Origin of the sequence: Pseudomonas sp. (genome assembly GCF_049645325.1) — a bacterium.
Taxonomy (GTDB): Bacteria; Pseudomonadota; Gammaproteobacteria; order Pseudomonadales; family Pseudomonadaceae; genus Aquipseudomonas.
The window spans coordinates 1-12,496 of the sequence record NZ_JBARTQ010000363.1; the positions used below are offsets into that span (position 1 = coordinate 1).

Annotated in this window: 12 protein-coding genes; 2 read left to right on the forward strand and 10 right to left on the reverse strand. The window is 59.6% G+C overall.

Translation table 11 applies throughout. The annotated features are described in order from the left end of the window. Positions 1-34: 34 nt before the first annotated feature. From WBB95_RS16035 to WBB95_RS16050, 4 genes are all read right to left on the reverse strand, one after another. Positions 35-1,129 (reverse strand): polyamine ABC transporter substrate-binding protein, encoded by a 1,095-nt coding sequence (locus tag WBB95_RS16035; protein ID WP_424488489.1) that lies wholly within the window; start codon positions 1,127-1,129, stop codon positions 35-37. 197 nt (positions 1,130-1,326) lie between these two features. Continuing rightward, positions 1,327-2,691, reverse strand: coding sequence for an aspartate aminotransferase family protein (locus WBB95_RS16040; RefSeq protein ID WP_424488481.1), 1,365 nt, complete (start codon positions 2,689-2,691; stop codon positions 1,327-1,329). A gap of 58 nt (positions 2,692-2,749) precedes the next feature. Beyond that, complete coding sequence (locus WBB95_RS16045; protein WP_017139534.1) at positions 2,750-4,108, reverse strand: glutamine synthetase family protein; 1,359 nt, start codon at positions 4,106-4,108, stop codon at positions 2,750-2,752. A gap of 39 nt (positions 4,109-4,147) precedes the next feature. Next, on the reverse strand, positions 4,148-4,927 hold the full coding sequence (locus tag WBB95_RS16050; protein ID WP_424488482.1) for a gamma-glutamyl-gamma-aminobutyrate hydrolase family protein: 780 nt from the start codon (positions 4,925-4,927) through the stop codon (positions 4,148-4,150). A 278-nt stretch (positions 4,928-5,205) separates the two neighbouring features. On the opposite strand from WBB95_RS16050, the gene WBB95_RS16055 reads away from it, so the two are divergent. Together WBB95_RS16055 and WBB95_RS16060 are read left to right on the forward strand one after the other, a co-directional pair. Continuing rightward, positions 5,206-6,582, forward strand: a complete 1,377-nt coding sequence (locus WBB95_RS16055) for a glutamine synthetase family protein (protein ID WP_003213894.1) — start codon at positions 5,206-5,208, stop codon at positions 6,580-6,582. Between the two features lie 218 nt (positions 6,583-6,800). After that, positions 6,801-7,430 carry a TetR/AcrR family transcriptional regulator gene (locus tag WBB95_RS16060; RefSeq protein WP_424488483.1) on the forward strand — a complete coding sequence of 210 codons (630 nt, stop codon included), beginning with the start codon at positions 6,801-6,803 and terminating at the stop codon, positions 7,428-7,430. Between the two features lie 136 nt (positions 7,431-7,566). Here WBB95_RS16060 and WBB95_RS16065 read toward each other — a convergent pair whose 3' ends face one another. The 6 genes from WBB95_RS16065 to ssuE form a co-directional block, all read right to left on the reverse strand. After that, the gene (locus WBB95_RS16065; RefSeq protein ID WP_003213899.1) at positions 7,567-7,782 is read right to left on the reverse strand and encodes a TOBE domain-containing protein; all 216 of its coding nucleotides are present in this window, start codon (positions 7,780-7,782) and stop codon (positions 7,567-7,569) included. 28 nt (positions 7,783-7,810) lie between these two features. Continuing rightward, entirely contained in the window at positions 7,811-8,617 is an 807-nt protein-coding gene (gene ssuB, locus WBB95_RS16070) for an aliphatic sulfonates ABC transporter ATP-binding protein (protein WP_424488484.1), read from the reverse strand. After that, positions 8,614-9,402 (reverse strand): aliphatic sulfonate ABC transporter permease SsuC, encoded by a 789-nt coding sequence (gene ssuC / locus WBB95_RS16075; RefSeq protein WP_424488485.1) that lies wholly within the window; start codon positions 9,400-9,402, stop codon positions 8,614-8,616. Before ssuC ends, ssuB begins: the two co-directional genes overlap by 4 nt. Positions 9,403-9,411: 9 nt before the next feature. Continuing rightward, entirely contained in the window at positions 9,412-10,560 is a 1,149-nt protein-coding gene (gene ssuD / locus WBB95_RS16080) for an FMNH2-dependent alkanesulfonate monooxygenase (RefSeq protein ID WP_424488486.1), read from the reverse strand. A gap of 25 nt (positions 10,561-10,585) precedes the next feature. Then, positions 10,586-11,554 carry a sulfonate ABC transporter substrate-binding protein gene (locus tag WBB95_RS16085; protein ID WP_424488487.1) on the reverse strand — a complete coding sequence of 323 codons (969 nt, stop codon included), beginning with the start codon at positions 11,552-11,554 and terminating at the stop codon, positions 10,586-10,588. A 95-nt stretch (positions 11,555-11,649) separates the two neighbouring features. Beyond that, positions 11,650-12,243: an NADPH-dependent FMN reductase gene (gene ssuE / locus WBB95_RS16090; RefSeq protein ID WP_424488488.1), complete on the reverse strand. Its 594-nt coding sequence runs from the start codon at positions 12,241-12,243 to the stop codon at positions 11,650-11,652. Positions 12,244-12,496 lie beyond the last annotated feature (253 nt).

Consider the following 12,496-nt stretch of genomic DNA (forward strand, 5'->3'; position numbering starts at 1 on the left):
TCGCGAGCAAGCCCGCTCCCACAGGGTTTAAGGCTTACTTGCCCGATTTGATCTTGGTCCAGCTGCGTGTCATTTCACGCTGTGTCGCAGCCGGCAGGTCGGCAATGGCGTAGAGCTTGGCCTGCACATCCGCTGGCGGGTAGATGCCCGGGTCGCTGGTGATGTCTTTGTCGACCAGTGCGGTGGCCTTCTCGTTACCGTTCGGGAAACGCACGCTGTTGGTGATCGACGCCATAACTTCCGGCTTGAGCAGGTAGTTCATGAACGCGTAGGCGGCGTCGACGTTTTCGGCATCTTTAGGGATGGCGACCATGTCATAGAAGCTGCCGGCGCCTTCTTTCGGAATGTCGTAGGCCACCTTGACCTTGCCCCCGGCTTCAGCCGCGCGGGACTTGGCTTGTTGCACGTCACCCGAGTAACCGACGGCTACGCAGATGTTGCCGTTGGCCAGGTCGGAGATGTACTTGGAGGAGTGGAAGTAACCGATCGATGGGCGCAGCTTGAGGAACAGGTCCTCGGCTTGCTTGAGGTCAGCTTTCTTCTGGGTGTCGGTTGGCAGGCCAAGGTAATGTAATGCCACCGGCAGCATTTCGGTTGGCGAGTCGAGGAAACTTACGCCGCAGCTTTTCAGCTTGGCGAGGTTTTCCGGCTTGAGAATGGTGTCCCAGGATTCGATCTTGTCGATGCCCAACGCGGCCTTGACCTTCTCCGGGTTGTAGCCGATGCCAATCGAGCCCCACATGTACGGAAAGGCGTGCTTGTTGTCCGGGTCGCTGACCGACACGGCTTTAAGCAGGGATTTGTTCAGGTTGTCGTAGTTGGGCAGCTTGGACTTGTCCAGTTCCTGGTAAACACCGGCCTTGATCTGCTTGGCGAGGAAGTTGTTCGACGGTACGACGATGTCATAACCGGACTTGCCTGCCAGCAACTTGGCTTCCAGGGTTTCGTTGCTGTCGAACACGTCGTACACCACTTTGATGCCCGACTCTTTTTCAAAGTTGGCGATGGTGTCCGGCGCGATGTAGTCGGACCAGTTGTAGACGTGCAGCACTTTATTGTCGGCCTGGGCCGCGCCTGCCATTGCGCCCATCAGGGACAAGGCAAGGAGGGTCTTGCCAGCGTTCTTCAAACCTAATGCCTTCATTTGGTGATGCTCCAATTTTTTCTTTTTTGGGCCACGTTTTTCAGTCGTTTCACGGCCCTTCCAAAGGGCAACAAAACAGGGCGACAGTCTGGCAAGTTCGCAGGCCGGCTTTCAACCAAAGCCTGCATTTATACAACTCCCCAGACGCAGCGCCCGAAGCCGCTGCGCACTGAGCCTAGCACTTAGCCCTGCAATGCCGCCAAAGTCAGGTCCAGGCACTGGCGAGCCTTAGTCACCAGCTCGTCAATTTCAGCGTTGCTGATCACCAGCGGCGGCGAAATGATCATGGTGTCGCCCACGGCGCGCATGATCAGGCCATTCTCGAAGCAGAACGTGCGGCAGATCATGCCCGCGCCCTTGCCTTCGTAACGCTTGCGCGTGGCCTTGTTTTGCACCAGCTCAATCGCCCCGAGCATGCCCACACCGCGAACTTCACCCACCAGCGGGTGATCAGCCAGCTCCCTCAGACGTTTCTGCAAATACGGTGCCGTTTCTGCATGCACACGATCAATGATTTTTTCGTCGCGCAGGATGCGGATGTTTTCCAGCGCCACCGCCGCCGCCACCGGGTGACCGGAGTAGGTAAAGCCGTGGTTGAAATCGCCGCCTTCATTCAGCACCGCCACCACGTCATCGCGCACGATCAGGCCACCCATGGGGATGTAACCCGAGGTGAGGCCTTTGGCGATGGTCATCATGTGTGGCTTGAGGTCGTAGAAGTCGCTGCCGAACCACTCGCCGGTCCGGCCGAAACCGCAGATCACTTCGTCGGCGACGAACAGGATGTCGTACTTGGCGAGGATTTCCTTGATGCGCGGCCAGTAGGTTTCAGGCGGCACGATCACGCCACCGGCACCCTGGATCGGCTCGGCAATAAAGGCACCGACGTTGTCCACGCCGACTTCCAGAATCTTCTCTTCCAACTGGTTGGCAGCCCACACACCGAATTCTTCCGGGCTCATGTCGCCGCCTTCGCCAAACCAGTACGGCTGGGCGATGTGGGTGATGCCCGGGATCGGCAAGTCGCCCTGCTCATGCATATAAGTCATGCCGCCCAGGCTGGCGCCGGCCACGGTGGAGCCGTGGTAGCCATTCTTGCGGCTGATGATGGTTTTCTTGTTCGGCTGGCCCTTGATCGCCCAGTAGTGGCGGACCATGCGCAACATGGTGTCGTTGCCTTCAGAACCGGAACCGGTGAAAAACACGTGGTTCATGCCGGCCGGTGCGACGTCGGAAATGACCTTGGCCAACTCCAGCACGGGCGGGTGAGCGGTCTGGAAGAACAGGTTGTAGTACGGCAGTTCTTTCATTTGTTTGGCGGCGGCGTCAGCCAGTTCATCACGACCGTAACCGATCGCCACGCACCACAGGCCAGCCATGCCGTCGAGGATCTTGTTGCCTTCGCTGTCCCACAGGTAAACGCCGTGGGCTTTGGTGATGATCCGTGGGCCCTTCTCTTTCAATTGCTTGAAATCGCTGAACGGCGCCAAGTGATGATCGCTGCTCAAGGCTTGCCATTCACGGGTTTGCGGGTTGTTGCTGGACATACCAATCTCCTAGATGTTTCAGGTGAGGGCAGGCCGTTCCCACGGCCCGCCCGGCGCATCAGACGGCGAAGAGCAGGAATTCCCGCTCCCACGAGCTGATCACGCGCTTGAAGTTTTCATGCTCGGCCCGCTTGACCGCGACGTAGCCCGTGATGAATTTCTGACCCAGGTATTTCTCGATGGTCTTGCTGTTTTCCATGCGTTCCAGGGCGTCTTCAATGGTCAACGGCAGGCGCAGGTTGCGCCGCTCGTAGCCACGACCTACCACCGGTGCGCTCGGGTTATGGCCTTCGACCATGCCGATATAGCCGCACAGCAAGCTGGCGGCAATTGCCAGGTACGGGTTGGCGTCAGCGCCCGGCAGGCGGTTTTCCACCCGACGGTTCTGCGGGCCGGCGTCCGGTACGCGCAGGCCTACGGTGCGGTTCTCTTCGCCCCATTCCACGTTGACCGGCGCCGAGGTGTCGGGCAGGAAGCGCCGGAACGAGTTCACGTTGGGGGCAAACAGCGGCAGCAATTCAGGGATGAATTTCTGCAGGCCGCCAATGTGGTTGAGGAACAGCTGGCTCATGGTCCCGTCTTCGTTGGAGAAGACGTTCTTGCCGGTGGCGATGTCGATAATGCTCTGGTGCAGGTGCATCGCACTGCCGGGCTCGCCGGTCATTGGCTTGGCCATAAAGGTGGCGGCCACGTTGTGCTTGAGTGCGGCCTCACGCATGGTGCGCTTGAACACCAGGATCTGGTCAGCCAGGGACAGGGCATCGCCGTGACGGAAGTTGATTTCCATCTGCGCCGTGCCGTCTTCATGGATCAACGTGTCGAGGTCCAGCTCCTGCAACTCGCACCAGTCGTAGACGTCTTCGAACAACGGGTCGAATTCGTTGGCGGCTTCTATAGAGAAGGACTGGCGACCGGTTTCCGGGCGGCCGGAGCGGCCGATCGGTGGTTGCAGCGGGAAGTCCGGGTCTTCGCAGCGCTTGGTCAGGTAGAACTCCATCTCCGGCGCCACAATCGGCTGCCAGCCCCTGTCGGAATAGAGCTTGAGCACTTTCTTGAGCACGTTGCGCGGCGACAGTTCGATCGGGTTGCCTTGCTTATCGTAGGTGTCGTGGATCACCTGAGCGGTCGGCTCGATGGCCCACGGCACCAGGAACACCGCGTTCTGGTCGGGACGGCAGATCATGTCGATGTCGGCCGGGTCGAGCAATTCGTAATAGATGTCGTCTTCGACATAGTCGCCGGTCACGGTCTGCAACAGAACGCTCTCGGGCAGGCGCATGCCTTTTTCGGCGATGAACTTGTTGGTCGGCGAGATCTTGCCCCGGGTGATCCCCGTGAGGTCGCCAATCATGCATTCGACTTCTGTGATCTTGTGGTCTTTCAACCAATCGGTGAGCTGGTCGAGGTTGTTACTCATAAATGCCTCTGGGCTGTGTTTCCTGACATCCATTAAAGGTCAGGCGTTGGTTGACGCAGCATCCGCGTCGCGTTGCATCGCCCGCTTTCGACAGGCCGAGCCAAAGGCCTGGAAGATCGCGAGATAGTGCGGGTTAGAGCTTACCTGCCATTCGGGGTGCCATTGCACTCCTAAAGCAAAAGCCTTGCCCGCGGGTATCGAAAAACCTTCGATCAGCCCGTCTGGCGCAGTTGCCTCGACTTGCAAACCAGGCGCCAGGCGATCCACGCCCTGGGAATGAATCGAGTTGACCTGAATCGTCTGCGGCAACCCCAGGCTTGCCAATACCCCATTCGGGGAGATGGCCACGGCGTGCGCCGGGCCGTACTGGACGTCCAGCGGCTGGGTGTCGTCTTCGCGGTGATCCATCATGCCCGGCACTTCATGAACCTTCTGGTGCAGGCTGCCGCCAAAGGCCACGTTCATTTCCTGAAAGCCACGGCAAATGCCCAGCACGGGAACGCCTGCCGCAATCGCGGCACGCAGCAACGGCAGTGTGGTCTGGTCGCGTGCAGAATCATGAGCAGTCCCGGGCGCGCTGGCCGGACCGTCGTAGTGAAAGGGTTCGATATTGGAAGGAGAGCCGGTAAACAGGATGCCGTCCAGACCGTCAAGAATATTGGCCGGGTCGAGCAGATCCCCAAGGGACGGAATGATCAACGGCACGCCCTTGGCAGCGGTGGTCACTGCACGGACGTATTTGTCGCCACTGATGTGATAAGCATGCAGACCGACCTGTTTGGAGCAGGCGGTGACGCCGATTAACGGCAGGCGAGACATGAAGCACCCCGGTATTATTGCTGTTATGGGTTTGAATCGAGCTTAGCCTTGTTCATTTTTTTACACAACACCCCCGTAAAAAATACAACACGGCCCGCTCAAGCCTGCGAGTCCCAAGCCCTTCAAACCCAAAAAACCGCCCCAAAAAGCCCCAAAAAAGGCCTCAAGGCGCTTTTTTAGGGCAAAAAAGGCCTCGCTTGACTTCGGCATGCCGTTCGGGTTGACTGAAACCAGAAAAGATCAATGATTGATATTTTTAACAACAAAGGTGTTGCATCATGTCGGTACCCCCGCGTGCCGTTCAGCTTAACGAAGCGAACGCGTTCCTTAAGGATCATCCTGAGGTTCTGTACGTAGACCTTCTAATTGCGGATATGAATGGTGTGGTGCGCGGCAAGCGCATCGAACGCACCAGCCTCCACAAGGTTTACGAGAAGGGCATTAACCTGCCTGCCTCTTTATTTGCCCTGGATATCAATGGCTCGACGGTGGAAAGCACCGGCCTGGGTCTGGACATCGGTGATGCTGACCGAATCTGTTATCCAATCCCCGACACCCTGTGCAATGAACCCTGGCAAAAGCGCCCAACCGCGCAGTTGCTGATGACCATGCACGAACTTGAAGGTGAACCTTTCTTCGCCGATCCTCGCGAAGTGCTCCGCCAAGTTGTAAGCAAATTTGACGACCTCGGTCTGACCATCTGCGCCGCCTTCGAGCTTGAGTTCTACCTGATCGACCAGGAGAACGTGAACGGCCGCCCACAACCGCCCCGCTCGCCGATCTCCGGCAAACGCCCGCACTCGACACAGGTCTACCTGATCGACGACCTCGACGAATACGTCGACTGCCTCCAGGACATTCTGGAAGGGGCCAAAGAGCAAGGCATCCCGGCCGACGCCATCGTCAAGGAAAGTGCCCCGGCGCAGTTCGAAGTGAACCTGCACCACGTCGCCGACCCGATCAAGGCATGCGACTACGCGGTACTGCTCAAGCGTCTGATCAAGAACATCGCCTACGACCATGAGATGGACACCACCTTCATGGCCAAGCCTTACCCAGGCCAGGCAGGCAACGGTTTGCACGTCCACATTTCGATCCTGGACAAGGACGGCAAGAACATCTTTGCCAGCGAGGATCCCGAGCAGAACGCCGCATTGCGTCACGCAATCGGCGGTGTGCTGGAGACCCTACCCGCCCAAATGGCGTTCCTGTGCCCTAACGTCAACTCCTACCGCCGTTTCGGCGCACAGTTCTATGTGCCGAACTCGCCGTGCTGGGGCCTGGACAACCGCACCGTGGCGATTCGCGTACCAACCGGCTCCTCGGATGCCGTACGTATCGAACACCGTGTGGCCGGCGCTGACGCCAACCCTTACCTGCTGATGGCTTCGGTTCTGGCAGGCGTGCACCACGGCCTGACCAACAAGATCGAGCCTGGCGCACCGGTGGAAGGCAACAGCTACGAGCAGAACGAACAGAGCCTGCCGAACAACCTGCGCGATGCCCTGCGCGAGTTGGACGACAGCGAGGTGATGGCCAAGTACATCGATCCTAAATACATCGATATCTTCGTCGCCTGTAAGGAAAGTGAGCTGGAGGAGTTCGAACACTCCATCTCCGACCTTGAGTACAACTGGTATCTGCATACCGTCTAAACGGCGGCGGCATTAAAAACGCCACAGGCTTTTGGTCTGTGGCGTTTTTTTATGGGTTTTTCCGGGCGACCGAGGTGTATTCATCGCAGGCAAGCCAGCTCCCACATTTTGATTTGTGAACACATTCAAAGGTGGGAGCGGGCTTGCCTGCGATGAGGCCCTGGCAGACAACACAGACTCCTGCTCATACAATGCCCGCTGCCTTGTAGGAGACTTCCATGACCACCCGCCCCGCCGCCCCTCGCAAACCTCGCGCCCGCAGCCAGGCCAGGATCGACGCGATCCTTGATGCCGCCCGCACGCTGCTGGCGACCGAAGGCGTGGCCGGTTTGTCGATCTACAGCGTGGCCGAACGCGCGCAGATTCCACCGTCGTCGGTGTATCACTTTTTCGCCAGCGTTCCGGCGTTGCTGGAAGCGTTGACGGCGGATGTGCATGCGGCCTTCCGCGCGGCGATTCAGGCGCCGATCGAGCATGATTCACTGCGAAACTGGCGCGATCTTTCGTGCATCGTCGAACAGCGCATGCTCACGGTCTACGAGCACGACGCCGCCGCGCGCCAGTTGATCCTGGCCCAGCATGGGCTTACCGAAGTGACTCAGGCTGACCGCCAGCATGATCTGGAGTTGGGGAATTTGATGCTCGAAGTCTTCAATCGCCACTTCGACGTGCCGACATTGCCCGGCGACGTGGATGTGTTTGCATTGGCACTGGAGCTGAGCGACCGCGTGTACGCACGCTCGGTGCATCAGCACGGGCAGATTACCCCGCGCATGGCCGAGGAAGGGATGCGGGTGTTTGATGCGTATGTGGGGCTTTACCTGCCGGCATATTTGCCCAAACGTTGAGCCTTGTGGTGGCTGGGCAGGCCTCTTCGCGAGCAAGCCCGCTCCCACATTTGACCGGGTTCCAACTTTGGAATGCATTCAAATGTGGGAGCGGGCTTGCTCGCGAAGACGGCCTCAAGAGCGCCGCAAATCTCGATCACAACTTGGCGATCGACACCTCGGTGGACTTAACAAAGGCAATCACTTCGCTGCCAATCACCAACTCCAGCTCTTTCACCGAGCGCGTGGTGATCACGGACGTCACAATGCCGGACGCGGTCTGCACGTCGATTTCCGACAGCACGTCGCCTTCGACGATTTCCTTGATGGTGCCTTTGAACTGGTTACGCACGTTGATGGCTTTAATAGTCATGGTGTTCTTCCTGTGTAGGACAAGTGAGTTATTGAGCCCAACGCAGTTGCGTAGGCAGCGGTGAAACAGGTTCAGGTTCGGGCGGCGAGCCCGGCAATGACAGCACGCGGTTGAGTACTTCAGCTTCCAGCGCGGCCAGGCGATGTGAGCCCCGGGCGCGTGGACGCGGCAGGTCGATGATCAGGTCCAGGCCAATTTCGCCGTCTTCGATCAGGATCACCCGGTCGGCAATCGCCACGGCTTCGCTGACGTCGTGGGTCACCAGCAACACGGTGAAGCCGTGCTTCTGCCAGAGGTTTTCGATCAGTTGCTGCATCTCGATGCGGGTCAGGGCATCCAGCGCGCCCAATGGCTCGTCGAGCAACAGCAGGCGCGGCTGGTGAATCAAGGCGCGGGCCAGGGCCACGCGCTGCTTCTGGCCACCGGACAAGGCAGCCGGCCATTCATTGGCACGTTCGGCCAGGCCGACCGCTTCCAGGGCGTCCAGCGCTTTGGGGCGCCAGTTGCCTTTAAGGCCCAGGCCCACGTTGTCGATGATTTTTTTCCACGGCAGCAGGCGCGCTTCCTGGAACATCAGCCGCGTGTCTTCAATCGCGTCGCTCAGCGGCGCGGAACCGGCCAGCAACTCGCCACCGCTGGCTTTGTCCAGACCGGCGAGCAGGCGCAGCAAGGTACTTTTGCCGCAACCGCTGCGGCCGACCACAGCCACGAACTGGCCCGCAGGAATATGCAGATCAATCTCTTTGAGCACTTCCCGCGCACCAAAGGCCTTGCGCAATTTGCGCACCGCCAGCGGGATGCCTTTAAGCAGGCGCGGAGGTTGTTGAGCGGTCATGCCGCACCTCCTTTATTCACTTGGTAAGCCGGGTGCCAGCGCAGCCATACACGCTCCAGGCCGCGAGCGGCGAGGTCAGCGAGCTTGCCGAGGATGGCGTACATGACAATGGCAAGGACGACGACGTCGGTTTGCAGGAACTCACGGGCATTCATTGCCAGGTAACCGATACCGGAACTGGCCGAGATGGTTTCCGCCACGATCAGCGTTAGCCACATAAAGCCCAGGGCGAAGCGCACGCCGACCAGAATCGACGGCAGCGCGCCCGGCAGAATCACTTGGCGAAACAGGCTGAACCCGGACAAACCGTAGCTGCGCGACATTTCCACCAGCGCCGGGTCTACGTTGCGGATGCCATGGTAGGTGTTCAGGTAAATCGGGAACAGCGTGCCGAGGGCGACCAGGAAAATCTTCGCGGTCTCGTCAATGCCGAACCACAGGATCACCAGCGGAATCAGCGCCAGGTGCGGCACGTTGCGGATCATCTGCACCGAACTGTCCAGCAGGCGCTCGCCCCACTTCGACAGGCCGGTGATAAAGCCCAGAATCAGGCCGATGCTGCCACCGATCGCAAAGCCCAGGCCTGCACGCCAGCCGCTGATCGCCAAGTGGGTCCAGATTTCGCCGGTGCGCACCAGGTTGACCCCGGCTTCAATCACGGCGCTGGGCGCGGGCAGAATACGCGTCGACAACCAGCCCGCCGACACCGACAACTGCCACACCGCCAGCAATAAAATCGGCAGCACCCAGGGCGCCACACGGTGGCTCAGTTTTTCAAGGTTCATGGCGGCGCCTCAGCTCTGTGACGCAGCTTTGGGAAGGATGTCGTTGGCGACCATTTCGCCGAACGGGCTGACATACCCGGCGCCTTTGGGCAGCTCGGGACGTTCGATATCCAGGTGCGGGAACAGCAACTCGGCCACCCGGTACGACTCTTCCAGGTGTGGGTAACCGGAGAAGATAAAGGTGTCGATGCCCAGTGCCGCGTATTCATTGACGCGGGCCGCCACTGTCGGGCCATCGCCCACCAGCGCAGTGCCTGCACCGCCACGCACCAGGCCGACGCCGGCCCACAGGTTGGGGCTGACTTCGAGGTTGTCGCGGCTGCCGCCATGCAAGGCGGCCATGCGCTGCTGGCCCACCGAATCAAAGCGCGAGAGTGACGCCTGGGCGCGGGCGATGGTTTCGTCGTCGACATGCGAAATCAGTTTGTCGGCGGCTTGCCAGGCTTCGGCGTTGGTTTCACGCACGATCACATGCAGACGGATGCCGAAGCGCACGGTGCGCCCATGCTTTGCCGCCTTGGCGCGCACCTGTTGGATTTTTTCCGCAACAGCCGCTGGCGGCTCGCCCCACGTCAGCACCATTTCCACTTGTTCAGCGGCGAGGTCCTGGGCGGCTTCGGAGGAACCGCCAAAGTACAGCGGCGGGCGTGGTTGCTGGATCGGCGGGTAGAGCAATTTGGCGCCTTTGACGCTGATGTGCTGACCGTCGTAATCCACGGTTTCGCCTTCCAGCACGCGGCGCCAGATGCGGGTGAATTCCACCGACGCCTGATAACGCTCTTCGTGGGTGAGGAACAAACCGTCGCCAGCCAGTTCCTCCGGGTCACCGCCGGTCACCAGGTTGAACAGTGCGCGGCCGCCGGACAGACGGTCCAGAGTCGCGGCCTGACGCGCAGCCACCGTCGGGGAAATGATCCCGGGGCGCAGGGCGACGAGAAATTTCAAACGCTGGGTCACCGGAATCAGCGATGCGGCCACCAGCCACGAATCTTCGCAGGAGCGACCGGTGGGGATCAGCACCCCGCCAAAACCCAGGCGGTCAGCGGCCTGGGCCACCTGCTGCAGGTAACCGTGATCGACGGCGCGAGCGCCTTCTGCGGTGCCAAGGTAATGGCCGTCGCCGTGGGTAGGCAGGAACCAGAAAATATTGAGGCTCATGGAGTTGTCTCCTGAAGAAGTCGGATTACGGCGCTTTGGCGACGGTGGCGGGTGGCGTCCAGATCACGTCCTTGATGTTCAAGGGCTTGGGGATCAATTTGAGTTGGTAAAAGCTGTCAGCGATTTTCTGCTGCGCGGCGACCACTTCCGGGGTCAGGAACAATGCGCCGTAGCCTTGGCGTTTCACCGAGGTCAGGGTGATGTCCGCCGGCAAGCCCAACAGCGGCGCGACTTGTTCGGTAACTTCCTGCGGGTTGGCCTTGGACCATTCGCCCACGGCGCGCACTTCTTCCACCAACGCCTTGATCACTTCAGGGTGTTGTTCGGCGTACGGCTTGGTGGCCAGGTAGAACTGATGGTTGTCGGCGATGCCGGTGCCGTCACGCAGGGTGCGGGCTTGCAATTGTTTCTCGGCGGCAGCCTGGTACGGATCCCAGATGACCCAGGCGTCGACACTGCCACGCTCGAATGCGGCGCGGGCATCGGCGGGCGGCAGGAACACGGTCTGCACGTCGGTGTATTTCAGGCCGGCATCTTCCAGGGCGCGTACCAGCAGGTAGTGCACGTTGGAGCCTTTGTTCAGTACGACTTTCTTGCCCTTGAGCTCAGCCACGGATTTGATCGGCGAGTCTTTCGGCACCAGGATCGCTTCACTGGTCGGGGCTGGTGGCTCATAGGCGACGTAGAGCAAGTCGGCACCGGCCGCCTGGGCAAAGACCGGCGGAGTTTCGCCGGTGACACCAAAGTCGATCGAACCGACGTTCAGGCCTTCGAGCAATTGCGGCCCGCCTGGGAATTCAGTCCATTGCACCTGCACGCCCTGGGCGGCCAAGCTCTTTTCCAGGGTGCCCTTGGCCTTGAGCAGCACCAGCGTGCCGTATTTCTGATAACCGATCCGCAGCGTCTCGGCGGCGTGGGCTTGAACAATGGCGCCGAAGGACACAGCCGCAGCAAACAGTGCGACCAGACCACGACGCAAGATGACAGTGCGCATGGCGCTCTCTCCAAAAAATGCGATCAGGGGGGTTGGCTGCACCTGCTTGGCCGTTGGCGGCTGAGTAAGGTGAGTACGACAAAATCCGGTAAGGCTCAGATGCTCCAGCGAGCAGTCAACAAACGATCATTCAACACATTCGGATCAATGGGCTTCGGACGACGGGCCATGGCGCCATAGAGCGTTTCCAGGGCCTCGTGCAGACGATGCTCCAGCACCGGCACCAGTTGCGCCTGGGCACTGCCTTCGCCGTAAGCGATCTGGCTGTCTTCGGCAAAGATGCCGTGGAGCAATTCCTGGGCCTTGAGAGCCGACAACACCGGTTTCAAGGCGTAGTCCACCGCCAGCATGTGGGCGATGCTGCCGCCGGTGGCGATAGGCAATACGATCTTGTGGGCCAGCGCGCGTTCGGGCAGCAGATCGAGGACGGTTTTCAGCGCACCGGAAAACGAGGCTTTGTACACCGGCGTGGCGATCACCAGGCCATCGGCATTGGCGACCTGTTGCAGCAGGTCGATGACCTTGGGGCTGTCGAAGCGTGCGTGCAGCAAGTCTTCGGCCGGGAAGTCGCGTATCTGGTAACTCACCACTTCCACGCCTTTTTGCTGCAACCACTGACGGGTTTTATCCAGCAAGACCCCGGAGCGGGAACGCTGGCTGGGGCTGCCTCCAAGTGTTACGACCAGCATGCAGGTATTCCTTGAGCAAGTGTCGGCGGTTCGCTGTGTGACGATGTCGCCAAGATGGAACAGACCCTATCAGCATATTTATATATCTTTAAATCTTATTTTTTTATTTGTTTATTCTTAAAATGCATATGAGATCCAACAAACGCCAGGCGAAAAAAAAGGCCGTCGAAACGGCCTCAAAACCCCTGCTGTGTGAGACTTGAAATGCGATCAACTGTGGGAGCGGGCTTGCTCGCGAATGCGGTGTATCAGA

What these genes read in the sequence shown, in the direction of transcription:
- WBB95_RS16040 (WP_424488481.1), bottom strand. Translation starts at nt 2,691, where the DNA reads ATGTCCAGCAACAACCCGCAAACCCGTGAATGGCAAGCCTTGAGCAGC.
- WBB95_RS16045 (WP_017139534.1), bottom strand. Translation starts at nt 4,108, where the DNA reads ATGAGTAACAACCTCGACCAGCTCACCGATTGGTTGAAAGACCACAAG.
- WBB95_RS16050 (WP_424488482.1), bottom strand. Translation starts at nt 4,927, where the DNA reads ATGTCTCGCCTGCCGTTAATCGGCGTCACCGCCTGCTCCAAACAGGTC.
- WBB95_RS16055 (WP_003213894.1), top strand. Translation starts at nt 5,206, where the DNA reads ATGTCGGTACCCCCGCGTGCCGTTCAGCTTAACGAAGCGAACGCGTTC.
- WBB95_RS16060 (WP_424488483.1), top strand. Translation starts at nt 6,801, where the DNA reads ATGACCACCCGCCCCGCCGCCCCTCGCAAACCTCGCGCCCGCAGCCAG.
- WBB95_RS16065 (WP_003213899.1), bottom strand. Translation starts at nt 7,782, where the DNA reads ATGACTATTAAAGCCATCAACGTGCGTAACCAGTTCAAAGGCACCATC.
- ssuB (WP_424488484.1), bottom strand. Translation starts at nt 8,617, where the DNA reads ATGACCGCTCAACAACCTCCGCGCCTGCTTAAAGGCATCCCGCTGGCG.
- ssuC (WP_424488485.1), bottom strand. Translation starts at nt 9,402, where the DNA reads ATGAACCTTGAAAAACTGAGCCACCGTGTGGCGCCCTGGGTGCTGCCG.
- ssuD (WP_424488486.1), bottom strand. Translation starts at nt 10,560, where the DNA reads ATGAGCCTCAATATTTTCTGGTTCCTGCCTACCCACGGCGACGGCCAT.
- WBB95_RS16085 (WP_424488487.1), bottom strand. Translation starts at nt 11,554, where the DNA reads ATGCGCACTGTCATCTTGCGTCGTGGTCTGGTCGCACTGTTTGCTGCG.
- ssuE (WP_424488488.1), bottom strand. Translation starts at nt 12,243, where the DNA reads ATGCTGGTCGTAACACTTGGAGGCAGCCCCAGCCAGCGTTCCCGCTCC.